Annotated in this window: 20 protein-coding genes and 1 riboswitch; of the genes, 11 read left to right on the top strand and 9 right to left on the bottom strand. The window is 68.5% G+C overall.

The features are described from left to right. Positions 1 to 22: 22 nt before the first annotated feature. Together AYX06_RS17335 and mobF are read right to left on the bottom strand one after the other, a co-directional pair. On the bottom strand, positions 23 to 1042 hold the full coding sequence (locus AYX06_RS17335; RefSeq protein ID WP_062737197.1) for a DUF3644 domain-containing protein: 1020 nt from the start codon (positions 1040 to 1042) through the stop codon (positions 23 to 25). Between the two features lie 196 nt (positions 1043 to 1238). Then, positions 1239 to 5741 (bottom strand): MobF family relaxase, encoded by a 4503-nt coding sequence (mobF, locus tag AYX06_RS17340; RefSeq protein ID WP_062737198.1) that lies wholly within the window; start codon positions 5739 to 5741, stop codon positions 1239 to 1241. Positions 5742 to 6309: 568 nt separating this feature from the next. On the opposite strand from mobF, the gene AYX06_RS17345 reads away from it, so the two are divergent. Next, the gene (locus tag AYX06_RS17345; protein WP_062737199.1) at positions 6310 to 6663 is read left to right on the top strand and encodes a hypothetical protein; all 354 of its coding nucleotides are present in this window, start codon (positions 6310 to 6312) and stop codon (positions 6661 to 6663) included. Between the two features lie 194 nt (positions 6664 to 6857). On the opposite strand, the gene AYX06_RS17350 is transcribed toward AYX06_RS17345, so the two are convergent. From AYX06_RS17350 to AYX06_RS17360, 3 genes are all read right to left on the bottom strand, one after another. Then, complete coding sequence (locus AYX06_RS17350; protein WP_062737200.1) at positions 6858 to 7340, bottom strand: hypothetical protein; 483 nt, start codon at positions 7338 to 7340, stop codon at positions 6858 to 6860. Then, the gene (locus AYX06_RS17355) at positions 7321 to 7605 is read right to left on the bottom strand and encodes a hypothetical protein (RefSeq protein ID WP_062737201.1); all 285 of its coding nucleotides are present in this window, start codon (positions 7603 to 7605) and stop codon (positions 7321 to 7323) included. Before AYX06_RS17355 ends, AYX06_RS17350 begins: the two co-directional genes overlap by 20 nt. Before the next feature lie 440 nt (positions 7606 to 8045). After that, a complete protein-coding gene (locus AYX06_RS17360; RefSeq protein WP_062737202.1) occupies positions 8046 to 8282 on the bottom strand; it encodes a hypothetical protein in 237 nt (78 codons plus the stop codon). A gap of 423 nt (positions 8283 to 8705) precedes the next feature. Between AYX06_RS17360 and AYX06_RS17365 the strand changes: the two genes are divergently transcribed. The 3 genes from AYX06_RS17365 (at position 8706) to AYX06_RS17375 (ending at position 10818) form a co-directional block, all read left to right on the top strand. Beyond that, positions 8706 to 9107, top strand: coding sequence for a hypothetical protein (locus AYX06_RS17365; RefSeq protein ID WP_062737203.1), 402 nt, complete (start codon positions 8706 to 8708; stop codon positions 9105 to 9107). A 2-nt stretch (positions 9108 to 9109) separates the two neighbouring features. Beyond that, a complete protein-coding gene (locus AYX06_RS17370; protein WP_062737204.1) occupies positions 9110 to 9802 on the top strand; it encodes an RES family NAD+ phosphorylase in 693 nt (230 codons plus the stop codon). A 329-nt stretch (positions 9803 to 10131) separates the two neighbouring features. Further along, positions 10132 to 10818 (top strand): hypothetical protein, encoded by a 687-nt coding sequence (locus AYX06_RS17375; RefSeq protein ID WP_147017892.1) that lies wholly within the window; start codon positions 10132 to 10134, stop codon positions 10816 to 10818. A gap of 157 nt (positions 10819 to 10975) precedes the next feature. Here AYX06_RS17375 and AYX06_RS17380 read toward each other — a convergent pair whose 3' ends face one another. Both AYX06_RS17380 and AYX06_RS17385 read right to left on the bottom strand, forming a co-directional pair. Next, positions 10976 to 13843 carry an HAD-IA family hydrolase gene (locus tag AYX06_RS17380; RefSeq protein WP_222596085.1) on the bottom strand — a complete coding sequence of 956 codons (2868 nt, stop codon included), beginning with the start codon at positions 13841 to 13843 and terminating at the stop codon, positions 10976 to 10978. A gap of 221 nt (positions 13844 to 14064) precedes the next feature. Beyond that, positions 14065 to 14934 (bottom strand): F510_1955 family glycosylhydrolase, encoded by an 870-nt coding sequence (locus AYX06_RS17385; protein WP_062737207.1) that lies wholly within the window; start codon positions 14932 to 14934, stop codon positions 14065 to 14067. 158 nt (positions 14935 to 15092) lie between these two features. On the opposite strand from AYX06_RS17385, the gene AYX06_RS17390 reads away from it, so the two are divergent. The 5 genes from AYX06_RS17390 (at position 15093) to AYX06_RS17410 (ending at position 20388) form a co-directional block, all read left to right on the top strand. After that, the gene (locus AYX06_RS17390) at positions 15093 to 15794 is read left to right on the top strand and encodes a response regulator transcription factor (RefSeq protein ID WP_062737208.1); all 702 of its coding nucleotides are present in this window, start codon (positions 15093 to 15095) and stop codon (positions 15792 to 15794) included. Further along, positions 15791 to 16927, top strand: a complete 1137-nt coding sequence (locus AYX06_RS17395; RefSeq protein WP_062737209.1) for a HAMP domain-containing sensor histidine kinase — start codon at positions 15791 to 15793, stop codon at positions 16925 to 16927. The genes AYX06_RS17390 and AYX06_RS17395 overlap by 4 nt, the downstream gene beginning before the upstream one ends. A 97-nt stretch (positions 16928 to 17024) precedes the next feature. Then, positions 17025 to 17351 (top strand): heavy-metal-associated domain-containing protein, encoded by a 327-nt coding sequence (locus tag AYX06_RS17400; protein ID WP_062737210.1) that lies wholly within the window; start codon positions 17025 to 17027, stop codon positions 17349 to 17351. Positions 17352 to 17405: 54 nt separating this feature from the next. Continuing rightward, a complete protein-coding gene (locus AYX06_RS17405) occupies positions 17406 to 19649 on the top strand; it encodes a copper-translocating P-type ATPase (protein ID WP_062737211.1) in 2244 nt (747 codons plus the stop codon). 43 nt (positions 19650 to 19692) lie between these two features. Next, positions 19693 to 20388, top strand: a complete 696-nt coding sequence (locus AYX06_RS17410) for a DUF305 domain-containing protein (RefSeq protein ID WP_062737212.1) — start codon at positions 19693 to 19695, stop codon at positions 20386 to 20388. A gap of 189 nt (positions 20389 to 20577) precedes the next feature. Here AYX06_RS17410 and AYX06_RS17415 read toward each other — a convergent pair whose 3' ends face one another. Then, positions 20578 to 21285 carry a DUF305 domain-containing protein gene (locus AYX06_RS17415; protein ID WP_062737213.1) on the bottom strand — a complete coding sequence of 236 codons (708 nt, stop codon included), beginning with the start codon at positions 21283 to 21285 and terminating at the stop codon, positions 20578 to 20580. Between the two features lie 414 nt (positions 21286 to 21699). Then, the gene (locus AYX06_RS17420) at positions 21700 to 22110 is read right to left on the bottom strand and encodes a four-helix bundle copper-binding protein (protein ID WP_062737214.1); all 411 of its coding nucleotides are present in this window, start codon (positions 22108 to 22110) and stop codon (positions 21700 to 21702) included. Positions 22111 to 22697: 587 nt separating this feature from the next. Then, a riboswitch (cyclic di-AMP (ydaO/yuaA leader) is annotated at positions 22698 to 22890 on the top strand. Positions 22891 to 22895: 5 nt separating this feature from the next. Here AYX06_RS17420 and AYX06_RS20300 point away from each other — a divergent pair. Beyond that, the gene (locus tag AYX06_RS20300) at positions 22896 to 23558 is read left to right on the top strand and encodes a C40 family peptidase (protein WP_062737215.1); all 663 of its coding nucleotides are present in this window, start codon (positions 22896 to 22898) and stop codon (positions 23556 to 23558) included. Between the two features lie 273 nt (positions 23559 to 23831). After that, positions 23832 to 24836 carry a C40 family peptidase gene (locus AYX06_RS17430; protein WP_062737216.1) on the top strand — a complete coding sequence of 335 codons (1005 nt, stop codon included), beginning with the start codon at positions 23832 to 23834 and terminating at the stop codon, positions 24834 to 24836. Positions 24837 to 25090: the final 254 nt, after the last annotated feature.

The raw sequence follows: 25090 nt of genomic DNA on the forward strand, positions 1-25090 counted from the left end.
GCCTGAGCCCTGCCACGCTCCCTCAGTCCTTGGCCGCAGCCTTCCTCGCACGCAGGTGCTCGCCGTACTCACCGCGGACCTCCTCGTAGTGCTCGTCAGTGAGGTCGACCATGCACCGCACGGCGTCGCCGGACCAGACGTAGCTCCCACCGTTGCTGTGCTTCCACGCCATGCGCGGGTTGTCACGCAGGTTCTCTTTCCAGCACAGGGCCGCGTGATCGTAGTTTGTCAGCGCTTTGTCCTTACCGGGGCCCTTGCGCTTGGCGTTCACCCGCTCGATCAGCTCGGTCATCGTGTAGGGGTGCGTCTGATTCGGGTCGGTCTTTTTCACCATCACCCGCTCGCCCTCCTTCGCCACGGACACCACCAGGTCGGCTCGCGTGACGGGCTTGACTGAGTGCAGGTGCACGTCGTAGACGGCCGCGACGCGCTGCATGTCAGCGCCGGCGGCTTGGGCTTCGTCGAGCAGCTTGCGCAGGCCCTCGATGAAATTCTGAACCTCGGCCACGGCTGAGTTGGCAGGTTCGGTCTTCATGAACTGGATCGGCTCCGTCGGTGCCTTGGCGCCGAGGGGGAGGAGCTGCCAGGTGATCGAGTCGGCCAGGTCCTTGTTGAAGCGGTCGAGCATGAAGTCCCGGTAGTTGAGGACGCTGGTCTGCAAGAAGGGGTAGACCATCTCGCCCAAGTCGGCGGCGTAGAGGTGCACCGCGCGGTTGCGGTACCCGACGAGAGCTGTGACGTTAGCTGCCAAGGCCGTGCCGTCGACGCCCGTCGGAAAGAGCTTGTGGATGACCACCTGCTTGAGCGCATCCTCAGCCGCCAGCGTCCGGTAGGGCTCGTTGCGCTTCTTGGGGTAGAAGATACGCTTCCCCGCCTGCCGCAGGGCCGCCTTCAACGCGAGCTCCCAAGCGTTGACAACGAGAACCACGGTGACCTCGTCGCGATACTCCATCCGCGGCTTGTTGTAGACCTCGATCGCTGACAGCATCGCCGAGAGTGAGTTCGCGACGAGCCGCCGCGAAGAGACATAGGGCTGCGGCATTCTTCATCACCTCGGTCAGGAAGGTCGTCAATGACATCGAGCCTAGAGCTACTGACCGGAGACGGTGATCAATCGTGAGAACGGCGGCTGGTTGCCGCAAGCCATGTGGGGTCGGAGGTGATGCTCGGATGCCGGGGAGCTCGGTCATGGGACCCATTTGTCGCCTCCGCTCGATCAACGTCTCCGGTCAGTACAGCTAGAGGCTGCGGCCACCGTCGCGGCGAATGCGGTCAGCCGCATGGCGCGTTGCCGCGGCGTTCTCCTCCTGCCGGCGGGACATCTGCTCGACACGATTAGCGGCCTTGAAGCGCTTGATGACCTCGGCCTGGCTGCGTTCCAGGTCGGTCTTGTTCTGCTTCCTGGCGGCGTCGTTCTGGGCGTTCTCGGACACGGTGGGTTCCTTCTTCTGGGGGGCCGGCGCTTCGGGGGATGACGTGCCGGGAGCCGGGGAAGCGGGTTGGGTCTGGGCCCGGTGGCGGGCCACTGCGCGGGCGATCAGCTCGTCCGTGGTCAGCACGCGCCCGGGTTCCTCGGCTACCGGAGTCTTGGCAGCTTCGGTGACGGCGTTCTCCCGCACCTGGGGGTCGGGAAGCGTGTCGGCGGCCTGGGCGCGGGTGGTGCGCAGGGCCTCCACGGCTTCCTGAGCTGGGGTCGGGGTGGTGCGCACCTGTTCGGCCACGTGTGCCTCATCGACGGCTTGCCGGATCTGCTCGGGCGTCTGCGGTGCGGCGGTGGTGAGCGCGGAGTGCTTGTGCAGCGCGGTGGCGCGAGCCATCAGAGCGGCCGCGATCGGGTCCCCCTGGTGGGCCTGGGGGATCAGCGTGGTCTCGTGGGTGCCGATGTTGTAGCGGTTCCGGTACGCCTCGACCTCGGCGGCCACCTGGTGCCACTCGGCCGCCTTCGCAGGTTTGGCAGGCACCGGCCCCAGGGCAGTAGTCCACTCGGGGCGGGCCTCGGCCAGCTCGGCCCCGCGCACCATGACGCGCTGCTCCATCCTGGTGCGCAGCCGTTCCAGTTGCTCCCGGTACTGCACCGGCACCTGCCGGTCGGTGGTCAGCGGGGTGGGGGCCAGGTCCTCGCTCACCCGGCGCCCGTCCGCCATCGGGGCCGGTGCCGGGGTCTTGGCGGCCACCGCGCGCACCTGCTGCTCGGCGGCGATCGCCTCCCCGATCGACACTCCCGTGTCGGTGCGGGTGCGCTCTCCTCGGGCGATCTGCTCGACCGCCGTCTGCTCCGGGGACAGCCCGGCGCGGCGCTCTTGTTCGGCGCCCATTGTGCGGGCGGTCCAGTCCAGGTGCAGCGATGTGGTGGACTCCCACAGTTCCGGGGGCAGGGCCAGGTTCTCGGCCTCGGCACTGGCCTTCGCTTGGGCCAGCTGAGCCGAGGGCATCCAGGCGTAGGGGTGTGAGGCCCACTGTGGGTCCTCGATCGCGGGCTGGGTTTGGGCGGCCTTGGTGCGCTCAGCCAGCCGTTCCAGGTGCTCGTCGGTGAGGTTGCCCAGGGGCCGGCGGTCGGTGTTGTCGATGATCGCCCTCGCGGCCTCGATCTGGTGCTCCAGCCGCCACGCCAGCACGGCGGCCGGGTCCTCCGCCCCGCCAAAGCCGCGCTGATGCACTGCCCGGTTCAGTAGTTCGGCCGGGTCCATGCCGGCCTCCTGGGTAGCACGCAGGTGGGTGGCCACCGCGCCCCACGCCTCGCTGCTGGTGAAGTCTGCGGCCTTGTCCGCGCCCATGACCTCGACGGCCACCGTGCGGGTCTTGGCCGTCCAGGCAGCGTCAGCGGTCTCGCGGTAGACCTCGCCTAATGTGGCGACGTCGCCGTTGCGCATTGCCTCGGCGGCCACGGTTTCGTGGGCGGACAGGTTCCGGTCGTAGGCTCCGGCGATGCTCTCAAGCACCTCATCCCGGGACTGCCCCTCGGCCAGGGCGACGTAGAGCTGGTTGGTTTCCCGTCCTCGAGTGGCGGCCACGTAGGCGGCGGCCCGGTCGGTGGAGTCGTCCAGGATGACGTGGGCGGTGTCCACGGTCGCGCCCTGGGCGCGGTGCACGGTGGCGGCGTAACCGAGCTGGCCGTGCTGGGCCAGGTAGTCGGCGTCCAGGGTGATCTTGCCGCCGTGGCTGGTGTGGCCCAGCGTGGCGGTGTCGGCTCCGACCTTCTCCACGGTCCACACATCGTTGTTCTTCACGAAGTCCTTGCCACCGTTGAGCTGCAAGGTCCGGTCATTGCGGCGGGTCACCACGACGTCCCCGGTGTGGGCGGTGAGGCCGTCGCGCAGCACCACCGAGTCCCCGGAAGCGTCCAGGGCTCCGGTGGCGATCCGGGCGGCTTGGGCGCGGGCGTTCAGCTCGGTGACGGTGGCGTTGTCGGTGGCCATCAGCAGGGACCGCTTGCCCGCTTCGGTGTCGGTGATCCAGGCGCGCAGAGCGGTGTCGGTCATGGCCTCGGTGTCTCCGGCGACCACGCGGCGGTTGTCCATGTACCAGGCCCACGGGGTGTCCGCCCCGGCTGCGGGGGGTTCGCGCAGCGCCAGGGACGCGGCCGCTTCCCCCGCGGTCTGGAAGCGGTGGACGGCCTCCAGGCGGGTCGCTCCCACCTCGTTGTCCAGCAGGCGCAGCGCCCCACCGGAGCCGATCGCTCCGAGTTGACGGTCATCCCCGATCGCGCGCACCACGGCCCCGTGCCGGGCGGCCACGTTCACGAGCTCGGCCAGCTTGGGCGTGCTGACCATGCCCACTTCATCGAGGATCACCACGTCCCCAGCGTGCAGCTGCGCCGCCCCGGTGCGCCCGGTGCGGTGGGCAATCAGGAAGGCGTCGATGGTCGTGGCTTGCGCCCCAATGTCGTGGGCCATGACCGCAGCCGCGGCCGCGGTGGGGGCCAGGCCGACGACGTTGCCGCCGGTAGCGCGCACCGCATCGGCGGCCAGGGAGAGGCTGGTGGTCTTGCCGGCCCCGGCCGGTCCGATGCCCAGACTGAGCAGCTTCTCCTCGGTGGCGAAGGCACGGGCCAGGGCCACCTGCCCCTGGCTCAGGGGGCCGGTGTGGGCGGCCAGCACCTCCTCGAACCGCTCCGCGGAGACGGTGGGGATGACGGTGCGCTGGGCGGCGGCGAGCACCTGGTGCTCGGTCTCCAGGACCTCCCGGGAGGTGTAGAGGTGGGCGTCGGAGCGGATGAACTGGCTGGTGCCATCAGCCCGGGTGAACTCCGCCAGGCGCGGCACATCGGCGGTCGGGGTGACGGACAGGCTGTGGGTACCGGTGGCTTCCTTGACCACTTCGGTTACCAGGTCATCGGGTACGGTGTGCCCGATCATGGTCTCTTTCAGGTGCCGGCGGGTCTGGGCCTGGACGTGGTTCACACTCCAGGTGGCTCGCTTCTGGGACAGCTCGTGAACGACCAGGCGGGCGTGCTCGCTGACGTCGATCTGGGTGGCGTCCGGGCCGGTCGGCAGGCCGGTGGCGGCCGCCCGCACGTGAGCCAACAGCTCGTCTCCGACCGGCATCTGGACCTGCTGCCCGTACTCCTGGCCCCATTCCTCGACCAGCTCGGACAGCCGTCGGGCGGACTTCTTCGCGGGCCGGGACTCAAGGGTGGCTTGCTGAGCCAGGGCGATTTTTTGCTTGGCATTGGGGGCGTAGCCGTGCCGGTGGGTGAACTCCGACTCCAGCCGATCCAGGCTCCCGGCGATGTCCGCCCGGCGCGCGGAGGCGTGGTGGATGGCGTCCAGGTCCACCCCGACGATCTCGTAGATCGGCTCGTTCCCACCGGCCACTCTGGGGGTCGCGGCCACCCCCAGAGTGGCGCAGACCTTCTCCATGACCTTGGCGTTGTAGGTCTCCGAGGCGGCAACGCCCATGCGGTACAGGGTGCGCCCGTCCAGGGAGGACCACTTGCCGTCGGCGCCTTTGACCTTGTTGGCGATCACCACGTGATCGTGCAGGTGCGGGTCCCCGGTGCGGGAGTCGTAGTGGCGGAACTGGGTGGCGACCAGACCACCCTCGACGTCGATCTGGCGGACCCCGTTGTAGCCGCGTCGGGTGAACGTGGCCTCCTGCTCCAGGAAGCTCAGCGTCTCGGCGATCGCCTCGGTGTGGGCCATCTCGACGGCCTTCCGGGCCTCATCCCCACCCAAGGCCCAGAGGAGGGAGACGGACTTGGCGGGGGAGAAGACGAGGTCGTAGCCAGCCACGGTCTGCTGCTTCGGGGTCGTCTGGGAGGTGATAAACCGTCCTAGCTCTTCCTTGTCCCGGGCGTCGCGGCCGTGGGTCTCCCGGAACAACTGGCCGCCGACACGGCCTCGGATGGCCTGGCGTTCCTGGCGGGTCGGGGTGGCACCGGTGGTGCGTTCGTGCCGGGCGATTTCCTCATCCAGGCGGCGGCTCAGTTCGGTGTTGGCCTGGGTGTACTTGTGGAACTTCCGCCCCAGGGCCACGTCGGAAGCGGTGCCGCCTTCGGCCAGGATGCGATCGGCGTCGGGGTGGAGTCCCTCCCCGAACAGGGCGGCCATCTGCGCCTCGGTCACCTCCCCGGAGACCCCCAGCAACGTCTCGGAGTGGGCCACCCATTGACCCGGGGGCATACCCTCCACGGTGTAGTAGTCACCCAGCTCACGGCTCTCAGCACGCAGCTCATCAGCGGAGGCGACCTCGCTGGTGTAGTAGGCATAGCCGTCCCCAGCGCTGAGCTTGTGGACGGTCATCACAGAAGCAATGTGAACATGTTCATCCTCGGTTATCAACAATGCAAGAGGTGTGACGCTCTGGCAGGGCGTGGAGAGCCGGTGCGAGCTTGCGAGTCATCGGATCGGAGCGACCCAGAGTGTCCGTCACTGCAGGTGACGCGGTGGTGCCCACGAGACCTGGGAAGGGTGGGCAGGTGATGCCACTGCGCGGACGAGGAACGAGGACAGGCAAAGCAGCATCAGCTGTCCACGCTGACAGGTCGATTGGGTGGCACCGCCCCCGCGGTTGTCCATGCGTGGTTTTCGGGTGGACAACCGGCCCGAGGTTTCGCCGGTGGCTGTGGGTCCGGTGAAGGGACCGGAGGCTTTATCCCGGAGCCGGTCCACAGCCACCGGCGAAAGCTCACAGCACTGTCGCGCCGCCCCGCGGCGCGCCCGCATCCGCGGGCTGGTCGTCGGCGGTGGGGGAGTGGTGCTTGAATACTTGTGAACATGTTCATTTGATGGAAGGGGTGGAATGGCACCGCGGAAGAGTGCGACCAAGACCGAAGCACGGGAGCGGGCTCGTCGGGCAGCCGCGGAATCGATGGCCCGAGAGCAGCGCCTGCTGGCATGGGGTGAGGAGTTCTTCCTCGCCCAGGGCGAGTCCGAACAGATCATGGAGAGCGCCGAGCAGCGCATCACGGAGATCCGTGCCAAGGCCGAGCAGGAGGCTGCTCGAGCCAGCGCTTCACAGGCGCGCGTGGTCGCCGCCATGAAGGAGGAGCGGATCGGACTCACCGAGATCGCTCAACGGCTGGAGCTTTCAGTCAGTGAGGTCCGCGCCCTCCTCAAGGGTTCCCTTGCTCCCAGGTCATCCGATGCCATCGACGATTCCGCTGGCATCGAAGTGGCTGATGAATCCGATCAGACGACGCAACATGCACCGGTGGGTGTGTGACTTCGATGCGCTGGCACCCTTTTACCTCGCGTAGGGCTCCCTCCTGATTCAAGTTCGCTTCGTCGTAGCCGTGCGCTTGATTCGAGAGCGCACACAGCTCCGTCCTCTCGTGGCCGCTCGTGCGGTTGGCCACCGCCAACAGTGACGCGGCACTGGGGCCGGCCCGAACCGGGTGTGGGTCGGATCGGAACCCGCTAGAAGAGGGTGGGGTGGTCGGGATCGATGCCGTGCACGAGCTCGCGCACCAGGTCCTCGTCCCAGCCGTGGGACTTGAGTTCCTCGCGCACCTGCCGGGACCGGGCGGAGCGCTCGGTCCTCGACAGCCGGCGCCACCGGGCGGCAGTGGCCGAGGGCATCCGGCCCTTCATCGCCCGGTCGGCCATGTTGTCCGAGCGGGTGCCCAGCAGCAGGTGCGTGGAGGGATCCAGGGTGGCGTGCACACACAGCGGGACGTCGCACCAGTGCAGCGCGGTGAGGCCTTCGATCGCGGCCAGCCCGCCGTGCACGGTGGCCAGGGAGAAGCGGTGGGCGGCGACGGCTCGTTGACCGCCTACGGTGTTGATCCAGAAGCGGCCGTAGCCGTCATCGCTGATCGCCCCGAGCCACAGCCAGCACGAGTCGGCGTGCGGGCCCTTGAGGACGTGGGAGTAGAAGCGCTCAACGTCCGAGGAACGCACGGCGGGCCTCCGCTTTGTGGACGAGCACCAGCAACAGTGCCGTGATCAAGGCGCCGACTCCGATCGCCGTCCAGGTGAAGTCGTTGGCGCCGGCCACAGCCCAGACCATGAACAAGTACGGGGTGATGGACACGGTCCCGGCCAAGCGGTGACGCAGTCCGGAGGGCATCGGGATGATGCGCAACAACCAGTGCGCCAGGCCATGACCGATCCGGTAGTACAGGCGGACCCACCACAGCAGATACGGGATCAGGATGCGCGGCATCGACTCTCCCTCCCGCCGGCCGTGGGCGGCACCTCGCCACGGGACGGGGAGTGCGCCAAGTGGTGCATGGGGGTCCTTCTCTGGGTGGGGCTGAAGCTTGTTCTAGCTTGGCACGCTGGCAGGGCCCGGGGTGCCCGTGCCGGTGACGGGCCCAGTACCTCGAGGGCCCCAGCGCCCTGGGGTGGCGCACTGTCATGGGACGACCCTGAAACGTGGCGGAACGGGGACAGCAAGACGACGTGAGCGACAGCGCCGTCCAGGAAGCACCATCGATGAGCTCAAGAGGATCATCGAACTCGAATACCAGCATCACCCCGCGTTGATGTGCAGTCCCCAACCCCGGTGCGCCCAACATACCGGGCCGGAGCGACACCGGCGGGTGCAGCGACCGCCCCGTGGTCTGGCCCGGCTCAGTGACGTGCGGGCAGATGCGCGAGGCCTCACTCGGGATTGTCCACGGTTATCGGGTTGTCGTCGTCAGCGTCGGTGGCCAGCTTTTCGATGCCGGTTTCCGCAGGGGCCGGCTCGCTCAGACGCTGCTCGACGGCCTGCTGGAACTTCTCAGCTGCTTCCGCATCGACCAGCCCGTCCGCGGAGTATGCAGCCGGGTTGGATCGGTCCTGGGCGTTCTCCTCCTCCGGTGTGAAGGTGCGGGGGACAGGGGAAGTCGGATTCATCGAATACCTTTCATCTCGGCGGGGCAGATCCACGCCGGCCCACTGCCGGAGAGCTCCAGTGGTGGGGCGAGATCTTCTCTTGGCGCTAGCTAGAACACCGCAGTGGGGTGGGGGAGTCATCGTGATCGCACCCGAATCACCAGTCAGGGGCGGGGACGGAAGAACGGGGGGCTCTCCCGGCTGGAGGCTCCTCGTGGAGCTTCCCTGCTGTCGTTCCTATCGTGGCCCGAGTGGTCGTGACAAGAGCCGCGACCGCACCGTCTCGAGTGGCGCCCGACCCGGACGAGGGAGCCGACGGCGGATCCTGGCCGGTCCTGCTTCGCCGTGACGGTCGTGGGCAGTGGGGCGGGGGGTGCTACGTGAGGTGGCATTCGATATGTGATTGTGCTGGGGATTTGGACTGGGAGCGGGCATGATGGGGGTATGTCCACCGCTCCCATGGCACCGCGCACCGGTCTTCAAGCCCACCGTGATTCCCAACGGTGGTCGATTCCGCAGGTCGTCAAGGGGCTGCGCGAAATCCTGGGCGCACGCCTGGTGGCCTATCTCGGCGGAGTGAAAGAGACCCGAGCGGTCCGGGAATGGGTCGACGGCAGCCGCGAGCCCGGCTCCGAGGCCGTGAAGCAGCGGCTGCGCGATGCCTACTACATCGCCGCCCTGCTGGCCGAACGCGAAGCCCCCGGGGTGGTACAGGCCTGGTTCACCGGCATGAATCCGCAGCTGGGGGACCGCGCCCCGGCCCGGCTGCTGCGGGAAGGCGACCCGGAGCGCACGGTCGCCGAGGTCACCGCCGCGGCCCGGGCCTTCGTCGCCTCGGCGGGATAGTGGTGGGCCTGGTCATCACCGACCCCCCGCAGGAACCGGTCTGGCGAGTCGGGTACCGACCCGAGCCTTTGGCCTGGAGCGGGTGGGAGCACGCCACCGACGGGCGCTTCCACGGCCGCTGGGACGACCCTCACGGGACGTTCCGCACCCTGTACCTGGGCGAGTCCCTGCTGGCGTGCTTGCTCGAGGTCCTGGCCATTGCGCGCAAGGACAAGCACCTGGCCGCGGCCTTGGCGGAGATCGACGAAGATCCCGAAGACGCTCAGGATCACCCCACCGCGACCCCCGGCACCCTGGATCTAGCGTGGCTGGAGCCCCGTTGCGCTGCCTCCGCTGTGCTCAGCGGACAGTACTGCCGGGTGAGTGCGGCTGACACCGTAGCCACCCTCTACCCGCGGTTCATCGGCGACGCCCTGGACGCCGGCTACGACGACTTCGACGCCGGCCTGCTCAAAAACGGTGCCGCCCGGGCCATCACCCAAGCCGTCTCCGCCCACCTGTACCTGCAGGAAGGCATCGACGGCATCGAGTTCGCCTCCCGACACGGCGACGAACTGAATCTGTGGTGCCTCTACGAACAACCCCACGACTCACAGACCAGCTCACACCTGCTGAGATTGACCGAAGTCACCCTGCACCCGGACACCCCGGACCTGCAGCAGGCCCTCGACCTGCTCGGTCTGAACTGGGCATAGACAGCACAGATTGCATAGACGCGGCATACGAGGACACGGCATCGACGGACGCCCATAGGCAGAGTGGGACGAATAGTTGCACTAGATGCGAGAACTCCCCTCTGACCGTTGTCCGATAATTGCCGTTATGTAAAGTCATTAGGACAAACTGTCCGAAACTCGGTGTCCGTGACCGACCGGAACCTGCACAGTGGCACCCCGGACCTCGCCCCTCCCCACGGGCAAGTCAGACCAACGTCACCTGATTGCGCGGCAGTTCCGCACTGGGGGCGTTCCCCATCATTACGCATGATGCGTGAACAATGGAGGGACAACCACGAGGAGAGCCTATGACTGACACCCCCGACGAACGGGACGCGGGCAACACACCCGGAGAGGCGGAAGCGACACCCCCCAAAATCCGACGCAAGTATCCGGCCACCGGAATGAAGATGAGCCGCGTTCGCGAAATCCAAAAGCTCATCAAGGATGGGCGCGAGCACGAAGTGCCCCCCAAAGAGCTTCACGAGGCACAAGAAGGTGCTCGTCAACTACGGGAAAGCATGAATCAGCTGGGCGAAAGACTGGCCCCGGATCTGTCTCATCTGCAGGATGCAGCACGCAGGATCACCGATCGGAACCTCAACCTGTCCCAAGGGAACGCCTCGTCATGGCTGGAGCCCGAGAAGATCGAGCTCCTCGCGCACCAGCGCCCGCCTGCCATCGAGCCTCCTGACCTGGATGGGATTGCCGAAAGCATGGCAGAGGCTCAAGCCGAGAAGAACGCGCAGGTGAAACGCGCCCAGGACACCGCGGACGAGACGAACAACCTATTGATCGAGCTGACTGCGCTGATGGCCAGCGTGGAGACCAGCAATCGCAACACGGAGCGCGTCACGGTCGAGATCAAGGCCCATCGAGAGCAGGCAGCGGCCCAGCAGGCTAAGCAAGACAGGATCAACGTGCTTTTGGCCGTGACAGCCGTCTTGGTCGCTGCGGCGTCCCTTGTCGTTTCGATAGTCACTGGCGCCAGCTAGTAGGACAACGTCACTGCTCACCCCGGTGGCCAGGCACGAGTCGCAACCCTTACCGCAATGCCGTTCTCGCAGATGTCCGCTAACCGGGCCATATGTAAAGCGGAAGGGACCTATCTGGTCCCACAATCGGTGTCCATGGTTCCATCAACCGCCGGGGTCATTCGGCGATGACGGGAGGGATCGGCGTGAGCGGGAACTGGTGGTCTTGTCCGCCGCTGAGCTCAGCGGAGTCACCGGCCACGTTGATGTGCACCGGTGGCGCGCTGCTGGGCTGGAGGTGGATATGGAGAGTATCCGTGGAGAGAGTGACGTTGATGCGGTGGCCCCGATACAGCACCTGGAAGCCCACTTGTCGCAGATGCTCGGGCAGTCGAGGGGTGAAGGCCAGGGCGCCAGCCTCGATGTGCAGGCCGGCGAAGGCACGTACGACGATATCGAGCGTGCCGGACATGGCGCCCAGGTGGACGCCTTCGCGGGTGGTTCCGCCTTGGGTGTCGTCCAGGTCGGCGAGTAAGGCTTGGCGGAAGACGGTCCAGGCGCGGGTGGTGTCGATCTGGGCGAGTACCGAGGTGTGGACCACTCGGCTCAGCGTGGATCCGTGGGCGGTACGGGTCAGGTAGTACTCCACGGTGCGCCGCAGGTTGTCCTGGTCGAAGGCGTAGCCGAGCCGTTCCAGTGCCTGGGTGGTCCCACCGGGGCCCAGCAGGTGGATGAGCATCAGCACGTCGGCTTGTTTGGCGAGTTTGTAGCGGTTGGTGCTGTCGTTCTCGGCTTCGAGGATGAGGTCGAGGCGTTCGATGTTGCCGTATCGGGCGCTGTAGCCGGCCCAGTCCAGTTCCCGGAGGTCCTCGTAGCCGGCGAACTGACTGATGATTCCCTGGTCGTGGAAGGGCACGTCCAGGCGGCGGGCCAGGTGGTCCCAGCGGGCGATTTCTTCGGCGGTGATGCGCAGCCGGTCGTTGAGGTGCTGGGCCGGGTGGCCGGCCAGTTCGGTGAGCACGGCGGTCGTCCGGTCGCACAGCCAGGAGGTCATCACGTTGGTGTAGGCGTTGTCGCGGAGTCCGGCGCCGGGGTCGTCGGGGGGTCCGTCGTGGTATTCGTCCGGGCCCATCACGTGGTCGATGTGGAAGCGGTCCGCCTCCGGGTCGTAGGTGGCCATGGAAGCGAACAGGCGGGTGACCTCGATGATCAGCTCGGCCCCGCGGGAGGCCAGCCAGGCGCGGTCGCCGGTGGCCTGGTAGTGCTGCCAGGCGTTGTAGGCCACGGCCAGCCCGACGTGGCGTTGCCGGTAGGAGCGGTCGGGCACCCAGCGGTGGGAGCGTCGGTTGTAGAGCTGGCGGGGAGTCTCCTCCCGTCCGTCGCTGCCGCTCTGCCAGGGGAACATGGCCCCGTTCAGGCCCGCGGCGCGGGCTGCAGCGCGCGCCGCGTCGAGCCGGTGCCACCGGTAGTCCAGCAGGGCTTCGGTGACCTCGGGGACGCGCAGCCCCAGGACGGGGAAGACGAACAGCTCGTCCCAAAAGACGTGTCCGCGGTAGCCCTCGCCGTGCAGTCCCCGGGCCGGGACCCCGGCGTCGAGGGCGGTGGTGTGCTCGGAGATGGTTTGCAGCAGGTGGAACATGTGCAGGTTGAGCACCAGTTGGGATTGCCGGTCGGCGTCGAAGGTGATGGCGAATCGGTCCCACAGGCCCCGCCATGCCCCCGCATGCGGCTCCAGTAAAGCGGTGAAGTCGGCATGGTGGCGGGTGAGTTCGTTCATCACCGCGGTGGTCGGTGAGGAGATCGCCCGGTCGCGGGAGGTGGCCACGGCTGCGGTCTTGAGGACGGTGACCGGTTGTCCGTCGATGAGTTCCAGGTCGTGCTGGCGCCAGTGGCGTCCACCCACAGCGGTCCCCGGATGGGCTAGGCCCACGGCGCCGTCAATGGTGGTGCGCACAGCCAGGGCCAGGCGAATCTGGCTCTGGGTGGTCTGGACCTGGCAGAAGGTGGTGTCCGGGTCCGGTTCGGTGAACACGGGTGCGGTGAGGTGCTCTCCGCCGGTGCCGATGTAGTCGTGGACGTTGGTGTTGGTCACTCCGGCGTCGATGCCGCTCCGGAGACTGACCGACCCGCTGAAGCCTTGGGCGGTCACGGTGGTTTCCAGGGCGGCCAGGTGGGGGGCGTGCATCGACACCAGACGCCGTTGCACCACGGACAGGCATTGCCCCTCGAGCCCGCGGAGGGTCAGGGATCGGGTCAGCACACCATGACGCAGATCCAGCTCACGCCGTTCGGTGGTGGTGGCCAGTTGCCCGGTGGACCACCATGGGCCTTCCCCGATCCGTAGGTCCAGCGGCAACCAGTTGGGGGTGTTCACCAGGTGCTCTTCCTCGAGCTGCTGCCCGTGGATGATGCCGGTGGTCCGGTTGTAGGTCCCGGCCAGATAGGTGCCGGGATAGTGGATGCCGTCGTCGCGGCGCTCCGGGTGCGCCCCACGGGTGGCCATGTAGCCGTTGCCCAGGGTGGTTAGGGCCTCCCGGTGGCCTTCGTGGGCGGGGTCGAAACCGTGGTAGACCATCCGCCATGGGTCGGTGCGTGAGGCGCCCAGGTCCAGCTCGGAGACCTCGCCCAGGACCAGGTCTGCTCCGGCGCCCTCCAGGGCCTCCCGCACACCGGTGCGGTCGATGCCGACCACCAAGCCGAAGCCGCCCGCGCGGGCGGCTCGGACGCCGGCCACGGTGTCTTCGACCACCGCGACCTCCTGGGGGGAGACCCCGAGGCGGCGGGCCGCCTCCCAGTACAGGCTCGGGTCCGGCGGGTCGGGCAGGTGATGGTCGGTAGCGCTCTGCCCGTCGACGATCACGTCGAACCTAGCGTGCACCCCCGCTTCACAGAGCGCGGCTTGGGCGTCGGCCCGGGGCGTGATCAGGCCGATGGGAACGCCTCCGACGCGCAACCGCTCGAGCAGGGCGATCGTGCCCGGGTAGGCGCGCACCCCCACCCGGGCCAAGGCTGTTGGGGTGAGGACCTCGTCCAGGGTAAACAGCACCGCCTCATAGGGCAGGGCGGGACCAGGTCCTGCGGAAGGGTGTCGGTTCTCGAGGTTGCCGGGACCAAAGGCGGTCATCTCAGATCAACCCCTCCACCACATCCTCCGGACGATCCGGGCACCGGACGGAGATTGAGGCGAGTTCCGGCTCGTTCATCGGCTTCTTCCTTCCTGGCAGCCAAACATAATGGTCTCGCCTCAACCGGGCCGGCTGTCGTGGCTTACAGCAACGGTTCGGTGGCGTTGCCACCGTCGGTGGTGCGCAGCACGGTTCCGTCAGCCACGAGCAGGGCCTCGGCCGTGCCGTCCTCGGTGATGCTGGCCCCCAGGGCGGTGATCTCCCCGACCGGCTGGTCGCTGGCGGTCCAGGTCTTCCCGGCATCCGTGCTGGTGAGCAGGCGTCCGTCGATCCCGGCCCCAACGATGGTGGTGTCGTCGGCCCAGGCCACCAGGGACATCAGCTGTGGGGTGTCCAGGGTCTCCCAGGTGGCGCCGTCGTCGTCGGAGCGCAGGACCCCGTCCTCAGTGGTGGCCAAGATCGTCCCTGTGCTCGGGGCGATCGCCAGGGCGGCCGGGGCGGAAGGGATCTCGAGGGTGTCCCAGTCGCGGCCGTCGGAGCTGGCGCGCAGTTGGCCATCGAAGCCGATCACCCCATTCGGGCCGGCGGCCAGGGCGTGGAAGTCCGATTCCCCGCCCCTCGAGAGCACCTGCCAGGTCTCGCCCTGATCGGTGGATTCGATCAGTCCGACCGGCTCGGGCAGATCGGTGCCGGTGCCGGGGTGACCCGAGGCCAGATAGCGGCCCTCGGGCGTGACGGTGAAGCCCATCAGGTCCACGACCGGACCCACCTGGATCAGTTCCCCGTCCTGCAGGCGAAACAGACCCTCGTGGGTGGCCAGCAGGATCGCCCCTGCCCCCGCCTCTGTCCCGGTGTCGCGGGTGATGGCGTGCACGTGGGTGATCGCCGTGCCGGCGCTGCTCGCTCCGGCCGGTGCCGGGGTCTCCGCAGGGGAGGAGCACGCCGCCAGGGCGCCGGTGCTGAACAGGCCGATCCCGCCGACGAGCAGGGTTCTACGGGTCAGGGGGTTCATGGATCCTTTCCGCCTCGCACCACGCTGCGAGGACCATCCACCATTGTCGATCGGCCGGGAAGGGCCCCGCGGCGTTTTCCTTAAAGGTTTGACGAAGATTCCTCCCCCACCCGGCCTACGGCGCGAATGCGGTTCGGGCCGAGAGGGACACTGAAGTCATGAATCCTGGCATCGATGCGGCGGCCGGGCGGGTGCTAGTGGTCGACGACGAGAAGCCCCTGGCCCAGATGGTCGCCACCTACCTGACCCGCGCCGGCTACGACGCCGCCGCTGTTCACACCGGCCCCGACGCTGTAGAGGCCGCCCGCGCCCAGGCCCCTGAGGTGGTGGTGCTGGATCTGGGGTTGCCGGGGTTGGACGGGATCGAGGTCTGCCGGAGACTGCGGGCTTTCTCCGAGTGCTACGTGCTGATGCTCACCGCCCGCGGGGATGAGGAGGACAAGCTGGCCGGATTGGCGGCCGGGGCTGATGACTACATCACTAAGCCCTTCAGTGTGCGCGAGCTCGTTGCCCGGGTCCAGGCGGTGTTGCGCCGGCCTCGGACCACGGTCGTGCCGCCGCAGCCGGCCCGGGTGTTCGGGGAGCTAACCGTGGACCTCACCGCCCACGAGGCCCGCGTGGGCGGGAGCCCGGTGGGGTTGACCCGCACCGAGTTCGACCTGCTGGCCGCTCTGACGGCCCGCCCGCACCAGGCGCTGTCCCGCCGCCAGCTCATCGACACCGTGTGGGACCCGGCCTGGGTGGGTGATGAGCGGCTGGTGGATGTGCACATCGGGCACCTGCGCCGAAAACTCAGTGATGACCAGGGCGCCTACATCGATACCGTGCGCGGGGTCGGCTACCGGATGGTGACCCGATGAGCCCCCGGTACGAACGCGGCCTGGCCTCCCGCTTCCTGGCCGCCCAGTTGCTGGTGGTCGCCGCCAGCCTGGCTGCGGCGGTGGTGGTGGCTTCGGTGGCGGGTCCGCCGATCTTCCACGAGCACCTGATCATGGCCGGGCATGCGGAGAACTCCCCGGAACTGCTGCATGTGGAGCAGGCCTACCGCGACACCAACCTCATCACCCTCGGGGTGGCCCTGGGGACCGCCCTGGTCTGTGCGCTGGTGGTCAGCGCCTGGTGCTCCCGTCGCCTCCGGGCCCCGTTGGAACGGCTCACCGAGGCAGCCCAGGGCATGGCCCGCGGCCGCTACGACACCCGGGTCCCGGCCATGGGTGCTGGTGCTGAGGTGGACGCTCTGGCCTCCTCGTTCAACACCATGGCCGCCCGGCTCGAGCGCACCGAGGACACCCGCCGGCGGATGCTCTCGGACCTGGCGCACGAGATGCGCACCCCGCTCTCGGTGCTGGCTGTCTATCTCGAAGCCCTCCAGGACGGGGTCACCCGCTGGGACGAGGCCACCGGTGAGCTCATGAGTGACCAGTTGGGCCGGTTGACGCGGCTGGTCGAGGACATCAACGACGTCTCCCGCGCCGAAGAGGGACGGATCGATTTGAACCGCGACGAGGAGAAGGCGGGCGAGCTGATCCGCAGCGCCGTCGAAGCCCACCGGGAGGCCTACGCGGCCAAGGGCGTGAGCTTGGTGCTCGATGCCCAGGACCACACCGCCGGGACCGTCGAGGTGGACCGGCAGCGCATGGGCCAGGTGCTGGGCAACCTGCTCACCAACGCTTTGCGCCACACCCCACCCGGCGGGACCGTGAGCGTACGCGCCACCGCCCACGGCCCCCACCGCCTCGCCCTGGTCGTGGCAGACACCGGCGACGGCATTCCGGGCGAGCACCTTCCCCAGGTGTTCGAACGCTTCTACCGCGGGGACACCGCCCGCGACCGCGACCACGGCGGCTCCGGGATCGGACTGACCATCTCCAAAGCCCTGGTCGAGGCCCACGGCGGGACCTTGACCGCCACCTCTCCCGGCCCCGGTCAGGGGGCGATCTTCACCGTGGAGTTGCCCCGACACAGCTCACGGCCGGCCAGGACCAGCGCATGACCACACCCCCTTGCGTTATACCCCTAGGGGGTATATACCTGAGGTGAGTGCAGGCAGTTCCTGTCTCTGCCGCACGATCCGATCGAAGGAGCAACAGATGACTTCCGAGACGCGCATCCCGCTGCCGATGGCCTCCACCGGCTGCGCCTGCTGTGCCCCGGCCCCCGGCCAGACCGCTCCCACCGTTGAGACGGCCCCCTCGGCCGGGACCTCCACGGTCTACCGGGTGGAGGGCATGACGTGTGGCCACTGCGTGAAAAACGTCACCGAGGAGCTCACCGCCCTGGACGGGGTGAGCGATGTGCACATCGACCTGGTCGCCGGTGGGGCCTCCACCGTCACCGTCACCGCCGACCGGCCGCTGTCCGCGGAAGCGGTCCGCGCGGCCGTGGAGGACGCCGGCTACACCCTCGTCACTGACTGACGAGCCCCGATCATCATCTCGGCCCCCTAGGGGCCTGCGCGGAAGGAGCACATCATGAGCACCCCGCACCACCACCCCCGCCCCACCGCTCCGGGCCACGAGCACACTGGCCACGGCGCTGAGCAGTCCATGGACCACAGCCTCCATGGGCGCCACGGCGATACCGACACCCATGGGCAGGCCATGCCCTCCGACCACGCCCACTCCGCGGTGGACGAGGACCACGCGGTTCACACCCACGGGGAGCACGCCGGGCACTCCACGGCGATGTTCAAGAACAAGTTCTGGCTCTCCCTGGCCCTGTCCATCCCCGTCGTGTACTTCAGTCCCATGGTCGGGCACCTGCTGGGCTACCACGCCCCGCAGTTCCCCGGCTCGGCCTGGATCGCCCCGGTGCTGGGCACGATCATCTTCTTCTACGGCGGGATGCCGTTCCTCAAGGGCGGGCTCACCGAGCTGAAGTCCCGCCAGCCGGGGATGATGCTGCTGATCTCCATGGCCATCACGGTGGCCTTCGTCGCGTCCTGGGTCACCACCCTGGGGATCGGCGGCTTCGACCTGGACTTCTGGTGGGAGCTGGCGCTGCTGGTGGTGATCATGCTGCTGGGCCACTGGATGGAGATGCGCGCCCTCGGTGCGGCCTCCTCCGCCCTGGACGCCCTGGCCGCCCTGCTGCCGGACGAGGCGGAGAAGGTCCTCGACGGTGAGACCGTCACCGTTGCGATTCATGAGCTGGCCGTGGGCGACGTCGTCCTCGTCCGCTCCGGGGCCCGTGTCCCGGCCGATGGGACCATCACCGGCGGCTCGGCCGAGTTCGACGAGTCCATGATCACCGGCGAATCCCAGGCCGTCTCCCGCACGGTGGGCGACACGGTCGTGGCGGGCACCGTGGCCACCGACAACACGGTGCGCGTGCGAGTGGAGGCCGTCGGGTCCGACACCGCCCTGGCCGGGATCCAGCGCATGGTCGCCGACGCCCAGGCCTCCTCCTCCCGCGCCCAGGCCCTGGCCGACCGGGCGGCCGCCTGGTTGTTCTGGTTCGCCCTGACCGCCGGCATTCTCACCGCCATCACCTGGACCCTGCTGGGCCAGCCTGACGACGCGGTGGTGCGCACCGTGACGGTCCTGGTGATCGCCTGCCCGCACGCCCTGGGGCTGGCCATCCCGCTGGTGATCGCGATCTCCACCGAACGCGCCGCGAAGGCTGGGGTGCTGATCAAGAACCGGATGGCCCTGGAGCGGATGCGCACCATCGATGTGGTGCTCTTCGACAAGACCGGGACGCTGACCGAGGGCGCCCACGCCGTCACCGGTGTCACCCCCGTTCCCGGGGTCTCCGAGGCCGAGCTGCTGGCCGTTGCGGCGGCCGCGGAGGCCGACAGTGAGCACCCCGTCGCCCGGGCCATCGTCGCGGCCGCGGCTACACACCCCGAAGCCTCCCGGATGGGCCTGCGCGGTACCGGCTTCCAGGCGGCCACCGGCCGTGGCGTGCGCGCGTCCGTGGACGGGAGCGAGGTCGTGGTGGGCGGACCGAACATGCTGCGTGAGCTCGGCCTGTCCACCCCGGCCACGATCTCCGCCGCCACCCGGGCCTGGACCGACCGTGGGGCCGGGGTCCTGCACGTGGTGCGCGACGGCACCGTCATGGGCGCCCTGGCCCTGGAGGACCGGGTGCGCCCCGAGTCCCGCGCGGCGGTCCGCGCCCTGCAGGAACGGGGTGTGCGGGTCGCGATGATCACCGGCGACGCCCGGCAGGTCGCCGAGGCCGTCGGGGCCGATCTGGGCATCGACGAGGTCTTCGCCGAGGTCCTGCCCCAGGACAAGGACACCAAGGTCACCGAGTTGCAGTCCCGGGGGATGACCGTGGCGATGGTCGGCGACGGCGTCAACGACGCCCCGGCCCTGGCCCGCGCCGAGGTCGGTATCGCGATCGGGGCCGGCACCGACGTGGCCATGGAGTCCGCCGGGGTTGTCCTGGCCGGCAACGACCCCCGGGCCGTGCTGTCGATGATTGACCTCTCCCGGGCCAGCTACCGCAAAATGCTGCAGAACCTGGTGTGGGCCACCGGTTACAACCTCATCGCCGTGCCGCTGGCCGCCGGTGTGCTGGCCTCCGTCGGCCTGGTGCTCTCTCCGGCGGTGGGGGCGGTGCTGATGTCGGTGTCCACCATCGTGGTGGCGCTCAACGCCCAGCTGCTGCGCCGGCTCGACCTGGACCCGGCGCACCTGGCCGCCACCGGCACCGAGGACCGAGCTACCGCCCCATCGCAGCGGTCAGACGCGGCCCACGCCCACTGACCCACCGATTCCCCACCCCTCAACATAGAAAAGGACTGAACCTGTGAAGCGTTCCACCACCCTCACCACTCTCGCCCTGGCCTCCGCCCTGGCCCTGGCCGGCTGCGGCACCAGCGGCGAAGAAACCTCCGGGGAGGCACCCGAGGCCACCACATCCGCGGCCGGCGCCGGAAACACGGACACCGCCACGGCCACCCCCTCCGGCTCCGCCCAGGCGGTCACGGAAGAGCACAACGACGCGGACACGATGTTCGCCCAGATGATGATTCCCCACCACGAGCAAGCCGTTCAGATGAGCGAGGTCATGCTCGCCAAGGATGATCTCGATCCGGACGTCGAGGAGTTGGCCAATAAGGTCGTCGCCGCCCAGGGCCCGGAGATCGACCAGCTCAAGAACATGCTCGAGACCTGGGGGGAGCCCACCTCGATGGAGTCCGGGGGCATGGAGGGCATGGACCACGGCTCCGGCTCCGGTGGGGGCATGGAGGGCATGGAGGGCATGGAGGGCATGATGACTGAGGAGCAGATGCAGGAGTTGGAGGCCGCTGAGGGCACCGAGGCCGCCGAGATGTACCTGACCATGATGACCGCCCACCACCGCGGGGCCATCGACATGGCCCAGGACGAGGTCGCCAACGGGCAGAATCCTCAGGCCATCGAGATGGCCCAGAAGGTGATTGAGGACCAGGAAGCCGAAATCCAGGAAATGGACCGTCTGCTGCAGCAGATCCAGGGCTAGTACCTGCTGGGCTCGCCCCGCTCAGGCATCCACCCCTCAACTTGGGCGTCTGAGCTGAAGGGCTTCACCGGCCCAGGGGCGGGGGCCTCACCCAGATGGGTGAAGCCCCCGCCCCTTGGCCGGTGGCAACCGGTGTGTCGTGAGGTCAGCCTTCCGTGGGCTCACCACTTCGGTGGCTGGCCCCGGGTCTTAGCTGCGGCCGGCGAGCCAGGTGCGGAAATCAGCGACCTGGGCCTGCTGGGTAGTGATCCCAGCGGTGGCGGCCACCCGCAGCTGGGCGTGGTCCGCCCGGGACTGCGGCTCCAGGAACTCGATGATCCCGGCCTGGTGGTGCGGGATCATTTTCTGCACGAAGGCCACGTCGAAGCCCTCACCAGCCTCCACGGCGGAGAGCTCCTCGATCATCATCTGGGTTTCCTCCTCCAGGACCTTCATCTCTTCCTGGGCTTCCTCGGGGGCTTGGGCCATGGCCTCCTCGGGGGTCAGCCCGTACCACTCCTCCAACCACCGGGTGAACTGGTCGATCTGGTGCTGCTGGTTGGCGATGATGTTCTCCGCGTGCGTGCGGATATCCGGGCTGGCCCCGCGCTCGAGCTCGAGCTGGGACATCTCGATCGCGGCCTGGTGGTGCGGAATGATCTCGGCCAGGAAGGTGATCTCCAGCTGCTCGCCCTCCAGCCCGGCCAGGGTCTCACCGAACTCGTAGGCCGTCGGAGAGGTCGGATCCGGCTGGAGCGTCTCCGCCGGGGCCTGATCCTGGGCATGGGACGAGACCGGGGTGGCCACCTGCCCGTGGGCCAGGGCCGGGGCGGTGGCCCCGCCCAGCAGGGCGGTCGCGAAGATAACGGTGGAGGCGGCGGCCGTAATGCGGCGGCCAAGGAACTGGGTGGAACGCATGATGATGTCTCTCTTCCACAATGAAGAAGCTCGACCCCGATGTGCCGGCCTCGGCAATCAGCTCGTACCCGGCACGCGAACAAGCCGCGCGGGTAGAGCTGTCCTGAACAAGGGGTGGGGGAAGAGGAAACCCGCCTCCGGGCGGGCCCGATCAGCCCATCAGGATCCTCTTTCACCGACGGAGACCGGTCACCGGTATCCGTCGGTCAGCGTGTGGCCTCCAGAAAAGGCCCAGTTCCCGTGGAAGCCCTTCTCCACGGGCCCTCAGGTACTGGGGCACCACCCAGGCGGCGGGTGCGTCATGGCGGCGGTCCCCTCACCAGAGGAGATCTGGCCCGTGACGCCGATCCCTGTCGGTCACGGACGTTCGCACCGCCCCCGCCGCCCGGGTGATGGGTCAGTGGGGGTCGGGACTCAGCCCAGGGAGGCGACCAGTTCGGCGCAGGCGGCCTCGCAGCGACGGCAGGCCTCAGCACAGATCCGGCAGTGCTCGTGCATGGACGCGTGCTGCTCGCACTCATCCGCACACGCCTTGCACGCCATCTGGCAGGCCTTGATCGCGTCCAAGGTGATGTTCGCGTCGTAGCCGGTGTGCCGCGAGAGCACCCGTCCGGTGGCCTCGCACAGGTCCGCGCAGTCGAGGTTGGTGCGGATGCACTTGGTCAGCTCGGCAACCATGTCCTCGGACAGGCAAGCATCCGCGCAGGCGGTGCAGGTCTGGGCGCACTCGAAACAGGCTTCGATACAGGCGGCCAGCTTCTCTTTGTCCACCCCGCCGAGGTCCTTCGGGTAGGTCTCCAGCATCGCGCTCACGTGGTGGGTCATGGCTTGCTCCTTCGTCGGTTTTCTCCAGGAGACGAACCGGCCGGAACCAGCCCGCCATGCCATCGACAGTAAACTGCCTTTTCTGTGTGACGCGCCCCAAAAACTTGAAGATTTGATGAAGATAAACGCCCCAGTGACGCGCAGCGGCACCCCATCGGCTGGCCTTCACCGCGGTGAAGCCGGTCGAATATGGAGATCTCGTGAAGAAATCCCGCCTCACGCTCCGAAAAGGCGCCCCGAGATCTCCCCAAGATGTAAGCACCCTCGAAAAACCCTTGGTACTGCCTCCAGAAAAGCTGGGAGACACGCGCGGCCCCCAGCCCCTTGTCGCCGCTAGATGTGTCCAGCGAAAAGCGCTTCACGATGCCATTTTGCCTAGTCATACCGGTCCCAGACTTGCCAAGGCTCGCGTCATGAGCCCAGCTGAGCGACGAAGCTCGTCTTCCAGGATGTGGCCATCAGGAGCCGGGACCCCGACTTCTCAGTCCCGACCGGAGGAAGAATCTGGGCCGTGATCTAAACGTGACACTTTCGTTATGGATGGGCTACTGTCCACTGCGTGCCGCTGACTGATCCGGTCGGCACCCTCGTGCACATCGCCGAATTCTGCCGGTGCCCGGGGTTCCTGAAGAGAAATCGCTTGGCAGAAGCGGGGGAACCATTTTCGGTCCCGGTGATCCGGGACCTAGGGGTTAAGCCGCCCAGGACGTCTGCGTCCGGGGCGGCCGGGTGTCTCCCACCCGCATCCGACAGCTCACCTCGTAGGCAAAGGGAGGAACACACCCATGACTATTTTTAAGCGCCGCACTGCCCGCCACCGCGCCGAGACCACCTCGCACCTGGTGCGTACCACCACGATCGCCGCTGCCGCCGGCGCGGCGCTCATCGGCTCCATCGCCCCGGCCCAGGCCTACGCCGAGGTCCCCGCCGACACCGCCACCGCCTACTCGGCCCCCGCGTCCGCTCTGACGACCTACTCCTCGACGGCCCCCCAGGCCGTCGTTGCCCCGCAGGCCGTCTCCACCGCCTCCACCCAGGCCCCGGCCGCTCCTGAGCAGAACGCTTCGGCCGCGACGGTGTCCACCCAGTCGGCGGACATCACCGAGATCACCGGCGCCTCCGGGATCGTGGGCACCGCGATGCAGGGCGCCGGCACCGGCTACGTCTGGGGCGGGACCGCCTTCGGCGCCTGGGACTGCTCCGGGTTCACGAAGTGGGCCTACGCCCAGAACGGCATCGAGATTCCCCGCACCAGCTTCCAGCAGATCGCCGCGGCCACCCCCACGGCCACCCCGCAGCCCGGGGACCTCGTCTCCCAGAACGGCGGGGCCCACATCGGCATCTACATCGGCGGCGGCAAGATGATCTCCGCCCTGAACCCCACCCAGGGCACCTTCGTCCACCCCGTCAACGCCATGCCGGTGGACGGCTACTACACCTACCGCTGACCCGGCCCGCCCTCCGCAACGACCGGAATCGTCGCGGAGGGCCCCGGTCCTCGCCCCGGTTGCACAAGAGAGTCCCCGCCTCTCGAGTGAGTTTTTCGTCCACTGCGGACACCACACCTTCCTCCACTCACCCGCCGTGGGCGGTGCTCCCGATCCGGGGCCCGCTCCGCCGGACACCGTGACACCTTGCACCCCTGACCGGGGTAATCCGTGCTGTCACCACACCGTTCCGTCAGATCCGCCCGGCCCTCCAGAAAGCCTGCTGAACTCCTCATGACTCGTGACCTGACCTCCTCCAACGGCATCGGCTCCCTCCTCACCGGCAAGGCCCGCACCGTGGCCGCCGTCGCGGCCTTCTCCGGCCTGGCCCTGGCCACCACCGTCTCCGTGCAGGCAACCCCGGCCCCGGAAGCCTCCACTGACGCCCCGCTGTCGGCCGTCGCCGCCGCCACCCCCACCGCAGCGCCCACCGTGTCCCTCGAGCCGGTCGCCCACGTGACCACAGCCGAGAAAAAGGCGGAGCAAAAAGTCGATGCCCCGGTCGTCGCGGCACCCGCCGTGGCCGCTCCGGCACCGAAGGCCGTGGCCGCCCCGGCCGTCGCACCCGCCCCGGAGCCAGTCGCCCAGGATCCAGTCGTCCAGGAGCCAGTCGTCCAGGCGGTCCCGAAGCCTGTCACCGCACCCGCCCCGGTGGCGTCCCCCGCCCCGAAGCCGACTGTGCAGGCGGCCCCGAAGCCTGTCACCGCACCCGCCCCGGTGGCGTCCCCCGCCCCGAAGCCGACTGTGCAGGCGGCCCCGAAGCCTGTCACCGCACCCGCCCCGGTGGCGTCCCCCGCCCCGAAGCCGACTGTGCAGGCGGCCCCGAGGCCCGCCGCCGCTCCCGCCCCAAAACCGGCCGTGCAGGCCGCTCCGGCCGCCGAGCGCACGGTCACCCCGCAGAGCTCGTCCTCCGGCAAGGGCGCGACCATCGCCTCCGCGGCCATGGGACAGCTCGGCGTCGGACAGGACTGCACCGCAGCGGTGAGCAACGCCCTGCGGGCCGCCGGGATCAACTTCCGCGGGTGGCCGGCTGAATACTTCACGCTCGGCGCACAGGTCTCCGCCGGCCAGGCCCAGCCCGGCGACCTCGTCTACTACGCCGACGGCGGCATGGGCACAGCCCACATCGGCGTCTACATCGGCGGCGGCAAGGCCGTCCACGGCGGCTGGAACGGCGGCACCACCGTCGTCGACAGCGTCAACGTGGGCTCCGGCCCCGTCTACATCCGCGTGCGCTGAGCGCACGCCAGCACAGTTTCCGGGTGCGCGGTTCCTGGTCGGCCAGACAGGTTCCGCGCACCCGGTTTCCACGCCTAGGGGCACTTTTTAGCATCGAGCAGCTGGCCACCGTCGTGCCGACACCCCGGGAGCACCCCACCAGGGTTGCCTGCGCTCAACCGCGTCGCTGTGACGATGACCCCATCCGCTGTGACTGCGGGGGCTCCGGTGTTCTTCTGATGACAGGACCGGCACACCCCCAGACCAACCTCCAG

The organism is Kocuria turfanensis, assembly GCF_001580365.1.
Classification (GTDB): Bacteria; Actinomycetota; Actinomycetes; order Actinomycetales; family Micrococcaceae; genus Kocuria; species Kocuria turfanensis.